The sequence below is a fragment of the Xenorhabdus budapestensis genome (assembly GCF_017743015.1).
Lineage (GTDB): Bacteria > Pseudomonadota > Gammaproteobacteria > Enterobacterales > Enterobacteriaceae > Xenorhabdus > Xenorhabdus budapestensis.
This window is the reverse complement of record NZ_CP072455.1, coordinates 452,024-473,059: the sequence shown is the minus strand read 5'-3', so window position 1 is coordinate 473,059 and position 21,036 is coordinate 452,024. Positions and strand designations below refer to the sequence as shown.

Below are 21,036 nucleotides of genomic sequence, written 5' to 3'. Positions count from 1 at the left end.
GATAAAATTTTATACGGAAATTTAAAGACACCTCCGCGTTTCGGCGAATACGGAGGTGTTGTAATAAGACAGGGAACAGCTTAATTTTTCACATTAAAACGTAATTCCCCTTCCAGCTCTTCTTCAGCCTCTTGAAACAAGAGCACCAGTGCAGCAAAGCGCGGTCGTTTCTGTACATCCAGACGGATAAAATTAATATCAGCTGGCAACCCAATTTCACTGGTTACTACATCCCATAGAGCATCCAAGTTAGCACCAAAATGATCATCAAGATCGAAACACTCCTTGAACTGACTATAGAAGGTTTCTAAATCAGGGATATAATCAAAATCAAATTCCACTTTTTTCATATCATTCTTCCAGCTTTGTGAAAGTCTTGTAGTGATCAAGTGTCAAGTAGATAAGACCATCATTAGAATAGAGTAACCTGTTACTGCCCCGGCGCCCACAATTATAATTCACGTCCGCTTCAAACCACTGACGATCCCTTTGATTTGGCAACTTATTTTCACGATTGGAAAACCGATCTCCACCAATTGCTTTTCCCGGTAATATTTCGCACAAGTTGCCCTTACTAGCGTCCCAGCCGAGGCGACGGGCCTGTTTCTTAGTTATGTAATAGTCAGGCAACCTGTTATGCTGATGCACATAATCCGCAACTCGATGATGTTCAGTCAGAATATCAATCTGCTGAGACGGAACGTTTCTTGCTACCGCATTAGCTTGCTGAGCTTTACCAGAGCCGGGTAATCCAATAAAGATAATGGATATAACAACCAGGATCAGTAATACACCTGCCAGCACCCTTTTTCTCATAATGACCTCCACGCTGAATTGATCAGGCTATACCAATGGATTTCAAGGTGCATCGCGGCAGCAAGGACACAAATCCCCAGTCACATAGATGACTATGTGACTGGGAGTGAGCGAGCACATCCAACAAAGCTGCAACTTGAAAGACGACAGATATACTCAAAAAAACAAGGTATACTCAAAAAATGTTAAGCTGTTCCGCCTACAGTCAGGTTATCCAGTTTTAATGTGGGCTGTCCAACTCCCACAGGAACGCTCTGGCCTTCTTTACCGCATACACCAACACCCTTATCAAGGGCTAAGTCATTGCCAACCATAGAAATCTGCTGCATGGCCTCAATGCCTGAGCCAATCAATGTTGCGCCTTTTACTGGCTTGGTGATTTTGCCATTTTCAATCAAGTACGCTTCTGATGTTGAGAAAACAAACTTACCAGAAGTGATATCCACTTGACCACCACCAAAGTTCGGTGCATACAGCCCATGATTAACACTGGCAATAATTTCTTCCGGTGTGGAGCTTCCTGCCAGCATATATGTATTAGTCATACGCGGCATCGGTAAGTGGGCATAAGATTCACGACGCCCGTTACCTGTAGGTGCGACTCCCATCAAACGTGCATTCAGTTTGTCCTGTATGTAGCCCTTCAAGATACCATTCTCAATCAGAACATTGTATTGCCCCGGAACACCTTCATCATCAATAGACAATGAGCCACGGCGGCCTTCAATCGTACCATCATCAACCACAGTACACAGTTCAGATGCGACTTTTTGCCCAATCTGACCAGAGAAAGCAGATGTACCACGGCGGTTGAAATCGCCTTCTAAACCATGACCCACCGCTTCATGCAATAAAACACCCGGCCAACCGGCTCCCAATACAATCGGCATTGTTCCCGCCGGAGCAGCAACAGCAGAAAGATTCACCAACGCCATGCGAACAGCTTCACGGGCAAATTGTTCTGCCAATGTCTGTCCATCTGCGGTTTGCAGGAAGTATTCATAACCATATCGAGCACCACCACCACTGGAACCTCGTTCACGTTTACCATCTTCTTCAACCAATACGCTGACAGAAAGACGTACCAGGGGGCGAATATCAGCAGCCAATGTCCCATCCGTCGCAGCAACCAATACCTGCTCATAAACACCACTCAGGCTGGCATTCACTTCCTGCACTCTGTGATCTTTTGCACGTGCAATTTGATCAACATGATGTAACAGAGCAATTTTTTCTTCCCTGCTCATGCTTTGCAGAGGATCTACAGCCGGGTACAAAATATTATGTGTCACAGCACCCAATGTATGGGCAGTGCCATTGCCCATTTCCCTTACAATGCTGCGTGCTGCCTTTGCACTCTGCTGCAAGGCATTCAATGTGATTTGATCAGCATAGGCAAAACCCGTTTTTTCGCCACTAATTGCCCGGACTCCCACGCCTTGATCTATATTATAAGAGCCATCTTTAATGATGCGATCTTCCAAAACCCATGTTTCATGGTAACTGGATTGAAAATAGAGGTCGGCATAATCCAGACGGCGTTCTGCTAATTGCCCCAAAACAGAAAATAAATCTTTATGACTCAGGTCATTGGCAGTCAGTAAATGTTCACTGACATAAGTTAAACTCATAGTGATTACTCTTTACCTTAATTTGTATTCTTTTTTATCAAAGAAGTCAGTTGTGGACGGAAGCGATTATGTTTCACCACTTTGATCTGCTCACGCATGTGGGTCAAACTGTCCCGTCGGATACTGAGCTGTAGTGCACTGACAGTCAGAGGATTCTTCTTGATGACTTCTCCCCAACCACTTACCGCCATTGAATGCCCCCATGTTCTGCGAGTACCGTGCACCCCAACTTGTGCGGGTGCCAATATGATACATTGGTTCTCAATTGCGCGGGCTCTTAAAAGTGGTTCCCAGTGTGCCTTACCCGTCAGTCTGGTAAAAGCAGCAGGTACAGAAATCAGCTCAGCGCCCTGCTCCCGTAGTGCCTGAAACAGCCCGGGGAAGCGCAGATCATAGCAAATAGTCATACCCAAACGACCAACTGGTGTATCAACAACGGTGATATGTTCCCCACGTTGGTAGATGGAAGATTCGTTATAAGAGCCATGTTCATCCTTGATATTGACATCAAACATGTGGATTTTGTCATAACGGGCACGGATCTCACCCTGATCATCAAACAATAAGCTACTGCTGGTTATGCGGCTCGGATCTTCCCGGCTGACCATCGGCATTGAACCAATCAACAACCAGATACCATAACGTTGCGCAATTTCACTTACAGCTTGCTGTAATGGGCCTTTTCCCTGCTCTTCTGCATGTTCGCGGTAAGTATCAGCATCAGCAAACAGTAATGCATTCTCCGGAGTCAGAACCAGTTTTACCGTTTTGGGTAACTGCTTAATCTGCTGTTCAATTTGCGCTAAATTATGTTTAATGTTCGTACCACTGCATAATTGTAAGAGTGCAACATTGACGTTTTTCATGACCCTTTATTCTCCTTAAGCTGACGTAAAACTTCATCAATTTTAGGTTGCTCCAGACTACCCGTTAGCCGATAGCGAATGACCGATATCTTACTCCACAGAGGGCCTAACGCTTTTGTCGCTGCAAAAACAGCAGCACCTACCATAGGATTAACCGCAAAAGCTGTCGCCACACCAACTGTTGCTGATATCTCCGGGGTAATCACCAACTCCATATTAAGCTGATGACGGATAAAATTTATCTGGCCTTTTCCATAAATGTCCGCTTCCAGCCCATCAATGCGGAAGTTATCGGTATACATGACACCATTTTTTATCGCTGTATCGCCACTCATAGAATCAAAGTTAAAATCATTACTAAATGTATCACTGAAATCCAACTGTAATTTACGTAACAAGGCATCAAAACTCACTAACCTTAATAGCTGTCCTGCTCTGCCACCGCCTAGTTTTGCTATTGCTCCTTTCCCCACTTTTCCTGTTAAAACGCCATTGAGCGTTTTAACATCAGGGTTCCACGGTGTATCCTTCCAGTTCAGGTCAAAATCAAACTTAAACGAAGCGCCAGTAATTGGAACAATAAATCCGAGATAGGCTGCCATATCATCAAATCTTTTCCCGGATATCTGGCCTTTAGCCCAAGTATAATTTTCTGTATTACTTTCACTCCAACGCCCAGATAATGTCAATTCACCGACACTGTTTTCTACCCGTCCATTAGTCAGACTCAAGGCGTCACCTTCTGGTGTTACCGTCCCTGAGATTTTCCCTACGTTTAATCCGGCAAGCCAACATTCGTCACATTTAACGTTGAGTGTAGGCCAATGATTCAGAGCATATTTTGGCATTTCTACTGTGTTTGAAGTTAACGACGCCTTATCGCTGGAAGGGCTCTCCGAAAACATAGGGTTATAATAGAGATAATTGAGTGTTGCCTGCCATACTCCACCAGTATTAATCAGCAAATCACCATTGATTTCTTCACCAATTGCATTGATACGCAGGCCATCAGGTTGGTTAGTCGCACTGAGTATAAGATTATGCCAACGCTGTCCTCCGACATCCAAATAAGGCGTTGATATTTCAAATAATTCAGGCCATAGCAGGCTGTTATCTGCTGCTGATTCAACTCTCAAAGGTTCAATCAGTGCCAGCCATTTTTCACCCTCAATCACAGGTAAGTTTAACGCCAGCATTGGCTTTTCCGGCAAATCAGGTATGCCATTACCATCCGTATGCAGAGCGCCACGCTGTAAACGGACATAATTTTTCCCCAATAACCATTGGCTATTGAACGCATATCTTTTCCCCAATGAGCCGGTAACCTGAAGTTGGTTTGTATCCCCTGTAGCCTGAAGATTGATATCATTCGATGCCCGTAAAGATTCTGTTTCCAGTCCAGCCAGTGTACTGTTGATATGTGACAAATCAGCGTTGATTGCAACCTGATATTTCGCCTCATGTTGTAACGGCCTGCTTTGTGAAGGTTTGGCCTGTAAAGGGATCATAATGTTCACTTTTCCCTGCCAGTCCAATCGTCCTGATAGTTGACGACGAATTTTAACCGGAAGTTTCGGTAATGTTGCAGCAGGCCAGCGAGCATCCAAATCCACATTAACCCGATAATATCCCGGTAAATCCTGAGTGGTAAATCGCAAAGAGAGAGGATTTCCAAGCCAATAAGCAGAAAGTATATCACTTTGCAAAGCACCATTATCAAAGCGGAATTTACCACTAAGGTGCTTCATCTTGCTATCTAATGACTTGATAAACAAATCGGTATTTTTCAGTACAACCTCTCCACTCGCATCAGTTGTACCATTTTCCAGAAGAACATCCAGATGAAGTTTTCCATCAACCTGACCTTTAAGTTGCAAATTATCCAGCGTATTACCAACCGTTTCTGTCAATGGACTATGATGAAAATAATCGTGGATATCTTTTCCATCTCCGGATATTTCAGCATCAATCAATAATTTCTCTTTACTGTAATCGGGGATAACAGCCGAGATCCGGGAGGCATTAACTTTTCCTAATCTCGCTTTCTCTGCTTGCATCTGTAAGCCGTTATTCTGGAAATTCAAATCAAGATCCAGGTCAAACAGGGCTGGCCAATCAGGCTGATACTGAAATGTCGCATGGCGCAGAGGAACCCATACCTGAAACTGACCATTATTACGCTTGAATGGGAAATCATGAGGATTCCCCTGAAAGATCAAAGTAGCATTGTCTACCTTTCCTTTGATCAACGACGCGGTTAAATATTCTGTTAGCGATTCGCCCATCAATGGCTTGGGAAAATAACGCCAGGCATCACCCGCATCATCCAGACGAATTCCAGCCAGTATCCCTAGCATTGGTTGCTGATTTTGGGATTCTGTGTAATGAAAATTTCCGTTTATCCATAATGACCTGGCCTGCAAATCCAGCCCCTGACTCCATATCTTCAAGCCATCCCGACCATTTTTCCACGTGATTTTTCCTTCACTGCTGGCAATATCAAATGGTGCCTGGAACATAGCCCGGTAATCAATGAGGCTGTTTTTCAGCTCAAATCTAAAATTTCCCCACTGTTTATTTCCTTCTAATGCACCACTGAAATGATTGACTGAAGGTAACTTTTTCCAACGAGACCAACTGACATCCTGCCATTTGATGGCAATCTCCGCGCTATCAGGTAATTCGGGGGTGATATCAAGGGCAAGACTGCTGACTAACCCTTTGGGTTGCCGGTATTGCCAGTCTTTAACAATATCGGGGGTCGCAAAAGAAATCATCGGCAACATTCCACTCAGGCGTTCAAGCTGAATATTTTCAGCGCGAACCCGCCAATGATCTTTGTTCTGATATTTCTGCGCCTGCGTAACATACAATACCGCAATACGGCCTGCGGGCCATTGCTGACCATTCATTTTCAGGCGTGCCAGATTGGGGATATCAAACAGCCAACCTTCTCCCTGACGACGCATTTGCAGGAGTAAATCATGGACGGCAAGCTGATGCTTTTCATCACCCACATGCCAGTTGGCATGCCCCTGCTTAAGTTGCAGATGTCCGTTATCAATCCTCCCATTTTTCAGGGAAATCCAACTCGCCAGACTGAACCGGGCATCTTCCAAACCGGTATTGTCTTTTAACCAGCGGCTGAGCCACAATCGCATATCGATATCATCAGCCTGCAAATAAATTGTGCCGCTATCTAAAACACTATTGATATCTTTCAGGTCAAATTTAACCTGCACAACACCTTCCTGTCCGTTAATCGAAGACAGATTAATATTGCCTTGCGCACGATGACGATTATCTTTATTCAGCCATGTTAGCTGCGGCAATATCAGCCGGATCTTTTCTCCTGATGGAGTCGGAAAGGTCAGGCTGCTGTCGTGCAAATCAAAATGATTAAATCGTTCAAGGAAGAGGAAGGATAAACTATCTGGCTTTGGAAAAAGGCTTTCACCTTCTCCATCCAATAATGGCTTATCATAATCAACCTGAAGCTGGTAAAAGGAGAGATCACGAAAATGCCAGCGCCGTTGTAACAGTGAGCGCCAGATATCCAGAGAAAGCGTCACTTTTTTGGCTTTAATATTCGTTTCCCCCGTTACAGCACGAAGATCACGCACTTCCAACTGAGGGCCGAATGACTGCCAATTTCCGCTGATATAGCCAATATCGACAGAAATGTCCGTCAATTCAGAAATCTTATGCGCCAATTGCTGACGATAATCATTAATATGTGGCAGGGAAAAACGTAACCCGCTGACAAGCAAAGCCACAATGATAATGACTATTGCGGCTGTCGCTAATAATATCCCGAGCAGTCGCCTCACTCATTTCTCCTTGGTTGTCAGCATATTTCTACCCAATAGATTTCAAACCACATTTCAGAATGACTGTAACCAAACAGAGGAGCAACCTGAAAAATATGAGGTATCACTGTAATTCCGCGTAATTACATCATAACAACGTCAAATTGTTCCTGACTGTAGAGTTGTTCTGCCTGCACTTTCACCGATTTGCCTACAAAAATTTCTACCTCTGCTAAAGCATGAGAGTGTTCCCCCTTAAGAGCTTCACTCACGGCATGAGATGCGTAAACCAGAAAACGATCTGCATTAATGGCACGGTGAACACGTACAATTTCCCGTAAAATTTCATAACATACTGTTTCAACAGATTTCACGGTGCCACGTCCCTGACAAGTCGGACAGTTATCACACAAAATATGTTCGAGACTTTCCCGTGTGCGTTTGCGTGTCATTTCCACCAGTCCAAGCTGGGAAAAATCATTAATGGTCGTTTTCACGCGATCTTTGCTTAATGCCTGCTCTAAAGAAGCCAATACTCTACGGCGATGTTCCCCATTACCCATATCGATAAAATCAATGATAATAATCCCGCCTAAATTACGCAGCCTTAACTGGCGGGCAATCGCCTGAGTCGCCTCAATATTAGTATTAAAGATAGTCTCTTCTAAGTTGCGATGCCCAACAAAAGCACCGGTATTAATATCAATGGTCGTCATGGCTTCGGTTTGATCGATAATCAGATAGCCACCCGATTTTAATTCTACCTTGCGCTCCAATGCGCGCTGAATTTCATTTTCTACACCGCACAGATCGAATATCGGCTGAGTTCCTTGATAATGCTCTAATTTGGCATTCATTTCAGGAATGTATTCTTCAATGAATTCTTGCAATTGCAGATAGGTCTGGCGGGAATCAACCCGAATGCGATCAAGAGAAGCGCCAGCAAAATCACGCAGAATACGCTGTGCTAATGCAAGCTCACCATATACTTTAGTTTTAGTGATATTGCGTTTCTTACGCTCAATAACCTTACGCCATAGACGCTTCAAAAAAGCCGCATCCTGTTCGAGTTCTTCTTTTCTCACTCCTTCTGCGGCAGTGCGGATAATAAACCCACCATGCTCATCGCAATAATCCATCACGATGGATTTCAGGCGTTCACGCTCTTCTTCACTTTCAATTCGCTGAGAAACACCAACATGAGAAGCACCCGGCATAAATACCAGATAACGTGATGGCAGGGTAATGTCCGTTGTCAAACGGGCACCTTTCGTGCCAAGAGGATCTTTCACTACCTGAACAAGCAGATCCTGCCCCTGACAAACCAACTCAGCAATATCCCTGACATTGAAGTTTTTCCGTTCCTCACCGGCTATACATTCCGTATGAGGCATAATGTCGGATGCGTGTAAGAAAGCCGCTTTTTCCAACCCGATATCAACAAAAGCTGCCTGCATACCGGGCAAAACACGGCTGATACGACCTTTGTAAATATTGCCAACTATTCCTCGTTTAGCTTCCCGTTCAATATGAACTTCTTGCAAAATACCGCCATCTATATAAGCAACTCGCGTTTCGGATGGTGTTACATTGACTAATAACTCTGCTGTCATAAGTGATCCTTCCCATCAGCTAACGCTAAAAATCGTGTGATTAATTCATACGTTTCTACCAATGGTAAGCCGACAACCGCATGGTAATTGCCATTAATCTTTCTGACAAAGCAACCGCCTTTACCCTGAATGCCATAAGCACCGGCTTTATCCATTGGTTCCCCAGTTGCAATATATTCCTGTATTTCACGCTGGGATAAATGGCGAAACATCACATCTGTAATGACTAACTCACTTAAGGTATGCTGATTGTTCGATAAAGCAACAGCAGTCATGACTTGATGGCACTGCCCTGACAGTTCTTGCAGCATTTCAGCAGCGTGCTGCTCATTACGAGGTTTTTCCAGAATGCGATTATTCAGTACAACAATTGTGTCCGCACCCAGAACTGGAAAGTCCTCAGGTGCAATCCTCACTCCCGCTTGCGATTTTTCTCTGGCCAACCGGTTAACATAGTGCTGCGGAGACTCCCCTTCTTGCCACTTCTCTTCGACCTGTGGTGTCAGGATCTGAAAATTAAAGTCCAACAATTCCACCAGCTCACGCCGCCGTGGTGAGCCGGAAGCTAAGTAAAGGGTTTTCATAGTGAGTCATCCTTTCTATCAGTTCATTGACCAATTCATTGATAAGAGTTCATTGAAAAGCCGTTTATTAAAAAGTAGAGCCCGCCTTTAACGAACTGAAAATTGACGACGGATTTTCCGCATTAATAAGAATAGCCAAGGCCAGAGAATACCATTGACAAGGCCATTCCAGAATACTTCAGGATGGAAAATAATCTTTGGTATCAAGGCATGAGTCAGAAAAACACAGAAGTTTATCAGTGTCGAAAGTACCATCACAATCAGGGACTGTTGCCAGAGTGCCATATTGCGAATGAGCTGAAATTTGAATGCGACCAAAAAACTAATCAGACTGAAAGCCAGCGCATGTGCCCCAAGAATACTCCCCTGTAATAAATCCATCAGGATACCGAGAATAAAACCAGTACCAACACTGACACGGTGAGGAATAGCTAGGAGCCAATAGATCAGGCACAACACGAGTAAGGTAGGCCGGAACATATCAAACTGCTCCGGCCACGGCATACTCTGTAGCACCATTGCAATCAAGAAAGATAACCAGACAACCCAACGGCCACGCCCTTTATACTGACTCATCCACGATTCTCCGCGGCTGGCAACTTGCTTGATGATGCAGCCGAAGATGACGGTTTTGTTACGGGGGATAACGTTCGATTTCCCTTTCTCTCTCTCCCGTCTTTCTCTGTTTCGTCTTTACCTAAATCTTCTGTCGGAAATTGGGGCTTAGCGTCAGAGGGATTTGGCAGCACCTGCGGTAACATCTGCATCAAACGTTCATTTGCTGCTCGATACACTTCGGAAGGCGGCAATGGTTCAGATGGGTTATTATCCGCCCCCCATAACAATAATAGATAGCGCAAGCGCCGCAATTCTGCCAATGGGCGCGCATGAATAACCGCATGGGCCCGCTGATTATCTACCTTGACAGAGGAAACCACCGCTACAGGATAACCTTCCGGGAAACGCCCACCAAGGCCGGATGTCACCAGCACATCGCCAACCCGGATGTCTGTATCACTTGGTAGCGGCTCAAGGTGAAGATCGTCCGTACATCCCGCACCACCGGCAATCACACGAATATCATTACGCAGTACCTGAACCGGCAATGCATGGGTTGGATCGCAAATCAACAACACCCGGCTGCTTAATTGACTTACTGAGATAACTTGACCAACGACGCCACGATCACTGATTACAGGTTGCCCTTCATAGACGCCATCTTTCGCGCCCTTATCAATAACGACTTGATCACGATAAGGATCCATACCACCGGAAATCACCTGCGATACCATCATATGTTCATCACTGCGTAAAGGTGATCCTAATAATTCACGCAAACGGGCATTTTCTTGTTTTAATTGTCCTAACAGTAAAAGATTACTGTTCTGTAACCTCAACTCGTTGCGCAGAGTGTTATTTTCCAGTTCAAGTTGTTTACGGGTAGCCAAAGAATCGGAAACACCATCTAAAAATTGGCGGGGACCATTGGCAAGAAAATAAAAAGGACTCACTGCCGTATCCATATAGCTACGGATTTTATTGAAAAAACCAAAACGGCTGTCTACCACAACCAGAATAATGGCAATAATAACAGCAAAAAAGAGTCGTAATTGTAGGGAAGGTCCTCTGCTGAAAATCGGCTTCATAAGTTGCGCATTGTTGAGCTGTTTTGTGTCATAAACAATAAAAGAGTCATAAACAATAAACTCTCGGATAAACAGCAAGGAGGCACTGATAAAAACGCCCCCCAGCCCGCAGAGTTATTTTCAATCTTCGCTGAACAAATCGCCACCGTGCATGTCGATCATTTCCAGCGCTTTGCCGCCACCTCTGGCAACACAAGTGAGAGGATCTTCAGCCACAATGACAGGAATTCCTGTTTCTTCCATCAACAAACGGTCAAGATTGCGCAACAGTGCACCACCACCTGTCAGCACCATACCACGTTCTGAAATATCAGAAGCCAACTCTGGTGGACATTGTTCCAATGCCACCATGACCGCACTGACGATACCTGTCAGCGGCTCCTGCAAGGCTTCCAGAATTTCATTAGAATTCAACGTGAAGCTACGAGGCACACCCTCCGCAAGGTTACGACCACGCACTTCGATTTCACGAACTTCATCTGTCGGATAAGCAGAACCGATTTCATGTTTAATACGCTCTGCTGTCGCTTCACCAATTAATGAACCATAGTTGCGACGAACATAATTGATAATCGCTTCATCAAAGCGATCTCCACCAATGCGGACAGAGGAAGAATAAACCACACCATTGAGGGAGATCACCGCAACTTCAGTTGTTCCCCCACCAATATCAACGACCATGGAGCCTGTTGCTTCAGAAACAGGTAAACCCGCACCGATTGCGGCTGCCATCGGCTCTTCAATCAGAAAGACTTCACGTGCACCCGCACTTTGGGCAGATTCACGAATGGCGCGACGCTCAACTTGTGTAGCACCCACAGGTACACAGACCAGCACACGTGGACTCGGACGCATAAAGCTGTTGTTATGCACCTGTTTAATAAAATGCTGCAACATTTTTTCCGTGACATAAAAATCAGCAATCACACCATCCTTCATTGGGCGAATGGCTGCGATATTCCCCGGAGTACGTCCCAACATCTGTTTTGCTTCCAGCCCCACGGCTGCAACGCTTTTTGGTGAACCAGCTCTGTCTTGTCGGATAGCAACAACAGAGGGTTGATCCAAGACAATTCCCTGACCTTTGACATAAATAAGGGTATTGGCAGTACCCAAGTCAATGGACAAATCATTGGAAAACATGCCACGAAATTTCTTTAACATAACGAAAGGATAATCCTGCAAGCTGGGGACGGATGTTGTCCGTCTACTCTACCAACCACATGAAGCAGCGACAAGGCGCATCACTAACTACTTTTTACTACTTCAACGAAAGTGGCTACGTTATTCACATCAGAAATACGATATTCTACGTTACTTTTTTCTGACAGAGCAGAAAAAAACTGCATAAAAATGGGTTAATTCCACCAATATCCCCATCACTAAATCCCAAAATATCCAAATGTTCTAAAAACCAACAGTATAGTGTATATATGGTGTATCCCGCGATGTTGCTAACCCACTTTTTCCTTTTCTGTGTTGACCCATCATGATTTCAGCAAGTTCAACCAGAATTCACTTTTTATCAAAAATTTTTATCTACTCTGATATCGCTATCCAGTAATTTCAACAAAGGTAATTTATTGAATGTCAGAATGGCACTCAAAAACCCATAAAAATCTGTGAAAAAATTATTCACTGCAACTAATCACCGTTTTGCGACTTTCCATCACAATATTGCAACCTATCCATTTCCGCATTTTCAATTTTATCTATATTGATGATGTCATAAGAGATGAAATCATAAGAATCGTGATGGTGTCAGACATAAAACCCATCAATGGAGAGGAATTATGAAAGCTTTATTGCTTGAACAACACGGTACACTATCAGCATCTATTCAGAACATTGATACCGCTGAACTTCCACCCGGTGACGTTACCGTCGATATTCACTGGTCAACCCTTAATTATAAAGATGCCCTTGCTATCACTGGTAAAGGGAAGATTGTCCGCCAATTTCCGATGATACCAGGGATCGACTTTTCCGGGGTTGTCCGCCATTCAGAAGATCCCCGTTTTCATATTGGTCAGCAGGTCTTATTAACTGGCTGGGGGGTGGGAGAAAATCATTGGGGCGGTTTGGCACAACAAGCCAGAGTTTCAGGGGAATGGCTGACACCATTGCCACAAGGGTTAACTACCAGACAAGCCATGATTATCGGTACAGCCGGTTTTACTGCCATGCTATGTGTTATAGCACTGGAAGGAGGAGGAATAACACCTGAAAGTGGGGAAATTGCCGTTACGGGTGCCAGCGGTGGCGTCGGTAGTACTGCGATTACCTTATTGTCTCTGTTGGGATATTCCCCTATCGCCATCAGCAGTAAACTGGAAAATCAGGAGTATTTACTTTCACTGGGAGCAAAAGCGATCCTGCCTGTCTCCGATTTCAATCAACCCTCCCGCCCACTGGAAAAACAACGTTGGTCAGGTGTCATTGATACTGTCGGCGGTACAATTCTGGCCAAATTATTGGCACAAGTTTCTCACAACGGCACGGTAGCAGCCTGTGGTATGGCAAGTGACATTAATCTGCCTACCACTGTTATGCCATTTATTCTGCGTAATGTTCGTTTACAAGGCGTTGAATCAGCCGCAGTACCCTCCGTGAAACGGCCTGAGATTTGGAAACGATTGCAGGAACTGTTACCTGATTCCTTTTACCAACAAACAGCCAATGAAATTTCATTGGACCAGGCGATCGAATATTCCAATAAGCTGATAAACAATCAAGTAACTGGCAGAACACTAGTGAGGATACGGTAAAACGGGCCTATAACACCAAAATTATAAAACCAAAGTGGATAAAACCGTGCTGATAAGACCAGTATTTAGCTGCTAAATGTCACGATATGTTTATAATGTCGGGCTTTATCGCCAAATTTACAAATATTGATAGCAGAAAGAGATGACAAACCGTTGACATCGAGTTATCTTGAACGATTGTTGACAGATTGCCGGAGATACCCGCACAATGGCAGACAAGTTTCGCATTTTACTCTTGAATGGCCCCAACCTGAACATGTTGGGAACACGAGAGCCTGAGACCTACGGTAAGTTAACGCTTGATGACATCGTCAGCAAACTGTCAAAAGAAGCTCACCTATCGGGAGTTGAATTATCCCATCTGCAATCCAATGCAGAATCCGAATTGATTGAGAGGATCCATGCAGCGCGGGGCAATACTGATTTTATTCTGATTAACCCTGCGGCATTTACACATACCAGCGTGGCACTACGCGACGCACTTCTGGCGGTAGATATCCCATTTATTGAGATCCATCTCTCCAATGTGCACGCCCGCGAGCCGTTCCGCCATCACTCATATCTTTCAGATATTGCCGTTGGCGTGATCTGCGGCTTGGGTGCCGATGGTTATAGTTTCGCATTACAGGCAGCGGTCAACCGCTTGTCAACATTCAACTAATTACATAAATAGAGTACGGAATCACACTCATGGATATTCGTAAGATAAAAAAATTAATCGAGCTGGTTGAAGAATCTGGCATTTCTGAACTGGAAATTTCTGAAGGTGAAGAGTCAGTTCGCATCAGTCGCACTACGGCAACCCAGGGCATACCAATCACTCAACAATACCTTTCTGCTCCTATTCAACAGCCTGTACAAGCTGCCACAGTAGCTCCGGCTGTCCCGGCCGCAGCAGAGATCAGCGGCCATATAGTCCGTTCACCAATGGTTGGTACGTTCTACCGTTCACCAAGCCCAGATACGAAACCTTTCATTGAAATCGGTCAACACGTTAATCAGGGGGATACCCTGTGCATCGTTGAAGCCATGAAAATGATGAACCAGATCGAAGCCGACAAAGCCGGCGTAGTTAAGGCGATTCTGGTACAAGACGGTCAACCTGTTGAATTTGACGAGCCACTGGTCGTCATCGAATAACGAGGCGCTCCATGCTTGAGAAAATTGTCATAGCTAACCGCGGTGAAATAGCACTGCGTATCCTGAGAGCCTGTAAGGAACTTGGCATCAAAACTGTTGCTGTACACTCTGCGGCAGACCGTGACCTGAAGCACGTCCTGCTGGCAGATGAAACGGTCTGTATCGGCCCGGCCGCATCGGCAAAAAGTTACCTGAATATTCCGGCTATCATTTCTGCGGCTGAAATTACCTGCGCACAAGCCATCCATCCAGGTTATGGATTCCTGTCTGAAAACGCAGACTTTGCTGAGCAAGTAGAACGTTCCGGCTTTACATTTATCGGCCCGAAAGCAGAAACGATCCGCCTGATGGGAGATAAAGTTTCTGCTATCAGTGCCATGAAAAAAGCGGGTGTTCCATGTGTTCCCGGCTCTGACGGCCCATTAGGAGATGATACAGAAAAGAACAAATCGATCGCACAGCGCATCGGCTATCCGGTAATTATTAAAGCATCCGGTGGCGGTGGCGGCCGTGGTATGCGTGTTGTTCGCGGTGATAAAGATATGGAACAATCCGTTGCCATGACCCGTTCAGAAGCCAAAGCCGCTTTCAACAACGACATGGTTTACATGGAAAAATTCCTTGAAAACCCACGTCACATTGAAATTCAGGTACTGGCCGATGGTCAGGGTAATGCTCTCTACCTTGCTGAGCGTGACTGCTCCATGCAACGCCGACACCAAAAAGTCGTGGAAGAAGCGCCAGCACCGGGTATTTCGGCAGAACTGCGTCGCAGCATTGGTGAACGCTGTGCCAACGCCTGTATCGAAATCGGCTATCGCGGAGCGGGCACATTTGAATTCCTGTATGAAAACGGTGAATTCTACTTTATTGAGATGAATACCCGTATTCAGGTTGAACACCCGGTTACAGAGATGATTACCGGTGTTGACCTGATTAAAGAACAGCTACGCATAGCCTCTGGTCTGCCTCTGTCCATCAAACAGGAAGATATTGTGATCGAAGGTCATGCGATCGAATGCCGTATCAATGCTGAAGATCCAAAAACTTTCCTGCCGAGTCCGGGCAAGATCACCCATTTCCATTCTCCGGGTGGTTTCGGCGTACGTTGGGAATCCCATATCTATGCGGGATATACCGTACCGCCTTATTATGACTCCATGATCGGCAAACTGATCACTTACGGAGAAACCCGTGAAGTGGCGATTGCACGTATGAAGAACGCATTGGCAGAGTTGATTATTGATGGCATAAAAACCAATATCGATCTGCAACTGTCCATTATGAATGACGAAAACTTCCAGAAAGGTGGAACCAATATCCACTATCTAGAGAAAAAACTCGGCTTACAAGATAAGTAAAGTGTCTTTCTGACATTCATTATTATCCTGCATAAAATCCCATCTATTAAAAGATGGGATTTTTTTATTCTCAGGTAGCTCCATACTCTTTTGATATTGTGATGGCACATTTTCTTCTGAATAAATCTGTATGTTACCGTACAATTCCTTCCCTTGTTTTATATCAACTGTTTTATGTAAATTCCCCGGAGAACAAATGGACAAACGATTTGTTCAATCCCATAAAGAAGCTCGCTGGGCAGTATTTCTGACGTTAGCTTATCTTGTGGGTTGGTTGCTGAGTGCCTATTTACCCGGTAATACAACTGGATTCACCGGATTACCGCTCTGGTTCGAACTGGCCTGTTTAATGCTACCGATACTATTTATCATCCTCTGCGGGATGATGGTGAAATTTGTCTTCAAGGAAGTCCCATTAGAGGACAATTTGGTGGATGATAATGCAAAATGAAGTAATTCTGCCTCTGGCGGGATATCTGACGCTGGTTTTTCTGCTATCCCTCTATGCTTATCGCCGCCGTCAAACAGGTACATTCCTGAATGAGTATTTTCTCGGCAACCGCTCAATGGGTGGTTTCGTACTGGCCATGACGATTACAGCGACTTATATTAGTGCCAGCTCATTCATTGGTGGGCCTGGAGCTGCTTACAAATATGGTATCGGTTGGGTTCTCTTATCCCTGATCCAATTACCAGCAATATGGCTTTCCCTCGGTGTATTGGGGAAAAAATTTGCCATTCTTGCCCGCCGTTATAACGCCGTTACACTAAACGATATGCTGTATGCCCGCTATCAGAGTCGTTTTCTGGTCTGGTTTGCCAGCGTGAGCCTGTTAGTTGCCTTTGTCGGTGCAATGACAGTACAGTTCATCGGCGGTGCCCGTTTGCTGGAAACCGCTGCCGGTATTCCCTACGGTACTGGATTGCTGATTTTTGGTGTCTCTATCGCGCTCTATACCGCATTTGGCGGATTCAGAGCCAGCGTCCTCAACGATGCATTACAGGGGCTGGTTATGTTACTAGGAACAGTGCTATTACTGGCTGCTACTATTTATAAAGCCGGAGGGCTGTCAGAAGCTGTTTCAACACTGCGCACAATCGATCCTAATCTGGTTTCACCTCATGGTGCTGATAACATCCTTACAACGCCATTTATGGCCTCCTTCTGGGTTCTGGTTTGCTTTGGCGTCATCGGCCTACCGCATACCGCCGTGCGCTGTATCTCCTATCGTGACAGTAAAGCGGTTCACCGCGGTATTATCATCGGCACGGTCGTCATGGCAATCCTGATGTTTGGTATGCACCTTGCAGGAGCGCTGGGTCGTGCGATCATTCCTGATCTGACGATCCCTGATCAAGTGATCCCTATTTTGATGATCAACGTTCTGCCTCCTATTGCAGCCGGGATTTTTCTGGCTGCTCCGATGGCAGCCATTATGTCAACGATTAATGCCCAACTACTGCAATCTTCGGCAACAATCGTCAAAGACCTCTATTTAAATTTGTTCCCACAACAGATCAAACAGGAAAAAAAACTGGCACGCATTTCCAGTTTTTCTACTTTGTTTCTGGGAATATTGCTGCTATTGGCAGCATGGCAACCACCTGAGATGATTATCTGGCTAAACCTACTGGCATTCGGCGGATTACAAGCCGTTTTCCTCTGGCCACTGGTATTGGGCCTGTATTGGGAAAAAGCTAATGCACATGGTGCAATAACCTCCATGTTGACTGGAGCAGTAAGCTATACCCTATTGGCGACTTTCAATATCCACCTCTTTGGATTCCATCCAATAGTGCCATCATTACTACTGAGTTTACTGGCATTCGGGGTCGGAAATGTTTTTGGAAATGAACAACCACAAAAAACCGCCGTATCTCAGTGACGGCGATATAATTTTTTCATACTTATTCAATTTAAAAGAGAATTTTTATGCCTTGGATACAACTAAGATTAAACACTACAGGACAGCAAGCTGAAGCACTTGGTGATGAACTAATAGAAAATGGCGCAGTGTCCATCACTTTTCAGGACAGCCACGATACACCGATTTTTGAGCCTCTGCCGGGGGAAACCCGTTTATGGGGAGATACCGATGTTATCGGCTTGTATGACGCTGAAACTGATATGAAAACGATTATCAGCCAGCTAGAGCAGATTCCTCAGCTTGGTAAAGGTTTTATCCATAAAATTGAACAGATAGAAGATAAAGACTGGGAACGTGAATGGATGGACAGCTTCCACCCAATGCGTTTTGGTAATCGCCTGTGGATCTGCCCAAGCTGGCGGGAAGTTCCGGATCCCGATGCCGTTAATGTTATGCTAGATCCGGGATTAGCATTCGGAACAGGTACACACCCAACCACATCTCTTTGCCTGCAATGGCTGGATGGTCTTGATCTGGAAGGTAAAACAGTGATCGATTTTGGGTGCGGTTCAGGCATTTTGGCCATCGCAGCCCTGAAACTTGGCGCTAAACATGCTATCGGCATTGATATCGACCCTCAAGCAATTCAGGCAAGCCGGGATAATGCAGAACGCAACAGTGTTTCCGAGCAACTGACACTCTATTTATCTAAAGATCAACCTGACAACTTAGAATGTGACATTGTCATTGCCAATATACTGGCTGGCCCGCTGCGCGAACTGGCACCGATCATTGGCTCACTACCAAAATCAGGTGGATTATTAGGCTTGTCCGGGGTACTGGCAAGTCAAGCAGAAAGTGTTGCCGAAGCCTATGGTAATGAATTCATTATCGATCCGATTGCAGAACAAGAAGAGTGGTGTCGCATTACCGGGGTTAAAAAATAATCAATAAATCCCTATTGAAAAGCGAGATTATCCACTAAAATAATTCTTTGGAGAATCAATTGGTGTTAATACGTTCTATTTATCACGAGAAATGCAGGGAACAATAAATTTCATTAAAAACACATAACTTTATGTTATTTAAGGGTAATAAACAAAGTTTAAAAAAATCAACTGGAAAAATTCCGCTATAAATGTCGTTTCGCTCAAAGTTTGGCCTTTCATATCTCGTGAAAAATGCGTAATATACGCGCCCTTAGTCACAGTTGGTCACTCTTTCTTCGCCTATGCGTATCGGACAATACCAGTTGAAAAACTGTCTTATTGCAGCTCCTATGGCTGGCATAACGGATCGCCCGTTTCGATCACTATGCTACACCATGGGTGCGGGTATGGCAGTTTCAGAGATGCTTTCTTCCAATCCTCAGGTTTGGAAGACGGATAAATCCCGGCTACGTATGGTTCATAGCGACGAACCCGGAGTGCGTTCTGTACAAATTGCCGGTAGTGATCCCGATGATATGGCAGCAGCGGCGAAAATCAACGTCGCCAATGGTGCTCAGATCATTGATATCAACATGGGGTGCCCAGCCAAAAAGGTAAATCGTAAATTGGCAGGCTCTGCATTACTGCGTTATCCAGAACTGGTCCAAAAAATCCTTTCTGCGGTAGTCAATGCGGTTGATGTACCTGTTACATTGAAGATCCGTACAGGTTGGTCACCGGAAGAACGGAACTGTGTAGAAATTGCCCGATTGGCTGAACGTTGTGGTATTCAGGCTCTTACAATTCATGGCAGGACTCGAGCCTGTCTGTTTAATGGCGAAGCTGAGTACGACAACATTCGGACAGTTAAGCAGACTGTTGCCATTCCAATTATTGCTAATGGCGACATTACTGACCCGCTAAAAGCCAGAGCAGTGCTTGAATACACTAGGGCTGATGCCCTGATGATAGGCCGCGCTGCTCAGGGAAGACCCTGGATCTTTCGGGAAATCCAGCATTATCTGGAAACAGGAGAATTGCTGCCACCGATGCCTCTCGGCGACGTGCAGCATTTGATGAACGAGCATGTACGAGAGTTGCACGACTTTTACGGTCAAGGCAAGGGAGTTCGTATTGCGCGTAAACATGTATCTTGGTATCTCAAGGAACATGCTCCTGATGACCAGTTTCGGCGCTCATTCAACGCCATTGAGGATGCCAGCGAACAGCTGGAGGCGTTGGAAGCATACTTCGAAAATTTTTGCGTAAATAAAGAAAAGAGCTGACAGAACTATGTTCGAACAACGCGTAAATTCTGATGTACTAACCGTTGCTACTGTTAATTCACAAGATCAGGTAACTCAAAAACCTCTGCGTGATTCAGTTAAACAAGCACTGAAGAACTATTTTGCTCAACTGAACGGTCAAGACGTTAATGACCTGTATGAGCTGGTACTGGCTGAAGTAGAGCAGCCACTGTTGGACATGGTGATGCAATACACCCGTGGTAACCAAACCCGCGCAGCGCTAATGATGGGAATCAACCGCGGTACTCTGCGTAAGAAACTGAAAAAATACGGCATGAACTAATTCTAGTCTAGTAACTTGCTGTTGAAGAAGCACTTTCTCGTTTGGGGAAGTGCTTTTTTCTTTTTTGTTTATGCAAATGTTTATACACGGAAAAATGTTTATATCCGCCGGAGATAAGCAAGTAGGTTATGGGAGAACTTGAAAACAAAGAAAAAGCCATGAGAACAAGAAATGCATCTTTGTTATCTCTCTTGATGTGGTTTTTAAAGAGGATGATTCACGCATTGTCCTGGATGGAGCGATTGAAAATTTGGCGTTATTCCGGGGTATCGTTTTGAACATGGTCAAACAATGTGATTGCGGTGCCCCAAGCCAACGAAATAAGCTCAAAAAAGCAGGTTGGAGTGATGAATATCGAGCGCGAGTTTTCTTTGGATGAATATCAATCAAAGTATGCTCGCGCCCTGGTATGGTA

Annotated in this window: 19 protein-coding genes and 1 pseudogene; 10 read left to right on the top strand and 10 right to left on the bottom strand. The window is 44.9% G+C overall.

Annotation, left to right across the window (positions count from 1 at the left end; translation table 11 throughout):
• Positions 1–80: 80 nt before the first annotated feature.
• From HGO23_RS01950 to mreB, 10 genes are all read right to left on the bottom strand, one after another.
• Entirely contained in the window at positions 81–350 is a 270-nt protein-coding gene (locus HGO23_RS01950) for a barstar family protein (protein WP_099136142.1), read from the bottom strand.
• A gap of 1 nt (position 351) precedes the next feature.
• Entirely contained in the window at positions 352–816 is a 465-nt protein-coding gene (locus tag HGO23_RS01945) for a ribonuclease (RefSeq protein WP_099136141.1), read from the bottom strand.
• Between the two features lie 185 nt (positions 817–1,001).
• Positions 1,002–2,447, bottom strand: a complete 1,446-nt coding sequence (tldD, locus tag HGO23_RS01940; RefSeq protein ID WP_209027788.1) for a metalloprotease TldD — start codon at positions 2,445–2,447, stop codon at positions 1,002–1,004.
• 17 nt (positions 2,448–2,464) lie between these two features.
• Positions 2,465–3,313: a deaminated glutathione amidase gene (gene nit1, locus HGO23_RS01935; protein WP_099136139.1), complete on the bottom strand. Its 849-nt coding sequence runs from the start codon at positions 3,311–3,313 to the stop codon at positions 2,465–2,467.
• Positions 3,310–7,143 carry an AsmA2 domain-containing protein YhdP gene (gene yhdP, locus HGO23_RS01930; protein WP_209027786.1) on the bottom strand — a complete coding sequence of 1,278 codons (3,834 nt, stop codon included), beginning with the start codon at positions 7,141–7,143 and terminating at the stop codon, positions 3,310–3,312. The genes nit1 and yhdP overlap by 4 nt, the downstream gene beginning before the upstream one ends.
• 122 nt (positions 7,144–7,265) lie before the next feature.
• Positions 7,266–8,735 (bottom strand): ribonuclease G, encoded by a 1,470-nt coding sequence (rng, locus tag HGO23_RS01925; RefSeq protein WP_209027784.1) that lies wholly within the window; start codon positions 8,733–8,735, stop codon positions 7,266–7,268.
• Entirely contained in the window at positions 8,732–9,319 is a 588-nt protein-coding gene (locus tag HGO23_RS01920) for a Maf family protein (protein WP_099136136.1), read from the bottom strand. Before HGO23_RS01920 ends, rng begins: the two co-directional genes overlap by 4 nt.
• Before the next feature lie 87 nt (positions 9,320–9,406).
• Complete coding sequence (gene mreD, locus HGO23_RS01915; protein WP_209027783.1) at positions 9,407–9,895, bottom strand: rod shape-determining protein MreD; 489 nt, start codon at positions 9,893–9,895, stop codon at positions 9,407–9,409.
• Entirely contained in the window at positions 9,892–10,965 is a 1,074-nt protein-coding gene (mreC, locus tag HGO23_RS01910) for a rod shape-determining protein MreC (protein WP_209027781.1), read from the bottom strand. Before mreC ends, mreD begins: the two co-directional genes overlap by 4 nt.
• Positions 10,966–11,085: 120 nt before the next feature.
• A complete protein-coding gene (mreB, locus tag HGO23_RS01905; protein ID WP_010847922.1) occupies positions 11,086–12,129 on the bottom strand; it encodes a rod shape-determining protein MreB in 1,044 nt (347 codons plus the stop codon).
• A 629-nt stretch (positions 12,130–12,758) separates the two neighbouring features.
• Here mreB and HGO23_RS01900 point away from each other — a divergent pair.
• The 10 genes and pseudogenes from HGO23_RS01900 to HGO23_RS01855 all read left to right on the top strand — a co-directional run.
• Positions 12,759–13,733, top strand: coding sequence for an oxidoreductase (locus HGO23_RS01900; protein WP_209027779.1), 975 nt, complete (start codon positions 12,759–12,761; stop codon positions 13,731–13,733).
• 208 nt (positions 13,734–13,941) lie between these two features.
• Entirely contained in the window at positions 13,942–14,394 is a 453-nt protein-coding gene (gene aroQ / locus HGO23_RS01895) for a type II 3-dehydroquinate dehydratase (RefSeq protein ID WP_099136134.1), read from the top strand.
• Positions 14,395–14,423: 29 nt separating this feature from the next.
• Complete coding sequence (accB, locus tag HGO23_RS01890) at positions 14,424–14,873, top strand: acetyl-CoA carboxylase biotin carboxyl carrier protein (RefSeq protein WP_099136133.1); 450 nt, start codon at positions 14,424–14,426, stop codon at positions 14,871–14,873.
• 11 nt (positions 14,874–14,884) lie between these two features.
• A complete protein-coding gene (gene accC / locus HGO23_RS01885) occupies positions 14,885–16,234 on the top strand; it encodes an acetyl-CoA carboxylase biotin carboxylase subunit (RefSeq protein ID WP_099136132.1) in 1,350 nt (449 codons plus the stop codon).
• A gap of 196 nt (positions 16,235–16,430) precedes the next feature.
• Positions 16,431–16,685 (top strand): YhdT family protein, encoded by a 255-nt coding sequence (locus HGO23_RS01880; RefSeq protein WP_099136131.1) that lies wholly within the window; start codon positions 16,431–16,433, stop codon positions 16,683–16,685.
• Positions 16,675–18,120 carry a sodium/pantothenate symporter gene (gene panF / locus HGO23_RS01875; RefSeq protein ID WP_209027777.1) on the top strand — a complete coding sequence of 482 codons (1,446 nt, stop codon included), beginning with the start codon at positions 16,675–16,677 and terminating at the stop codon, positions 18,118–18,120. Before HGO23_RS01880 ends, panF begins: the two co-directional genes overlap by 11 nt.
• Before the next feature lie 47 nt (positions 18,121–18,167).
• Positions 18,168–19,049 (top strand): 50S ribosomal protein L11 methyltransferase, encoded by an 882-nt coding sequence (gene prmA, locus HGO23_RS01870; RefSeq protein ID WP_209027775.1) that lies wholly within the window; start codon positions 18,168–18,170, stop codon positions 19,047–19,049.
• 284 nt (positions 19,050–19,333) lie between these two features.
• Positions 19,334–20,317 carry a tRNA dihydrouridine synthase DusB gene (dusB, locus tag HGO23_RS01865; RefSeq protein WP_209027773.1) on the top strand — a complete coding sequence of 328 codons (984 nt, stop codon included), beginning with the start codon at positions 19,334–19,336 and terminating at the stop codon, positions 20,315–20,317.
• Between the two features lie 7 nt (positions 20,318–20,324).
• The gene (gene fis / locus HGO23_RS01860; protein WP_010847912.1) at positions 20,325–20,621 is read left to right on the top strand and encodes a DNA-binding transcriptional regulator Fis; all 297 of its coding nucleotides are present in this window, start codon (positions 20,325–20,327) and stop codon (positions 20,619–20,621) included.
• Positions 20,622–20,811: 190 nt separating this feature from the next.
• Positions 20,812–21,000, top strand: a pseudogene (locus HGO23_RS01855) (transposase); the annotation flags it as partial.
• Between the last annotated feature and the right edge of the window lie 36 nt (positions 21,001–21,036).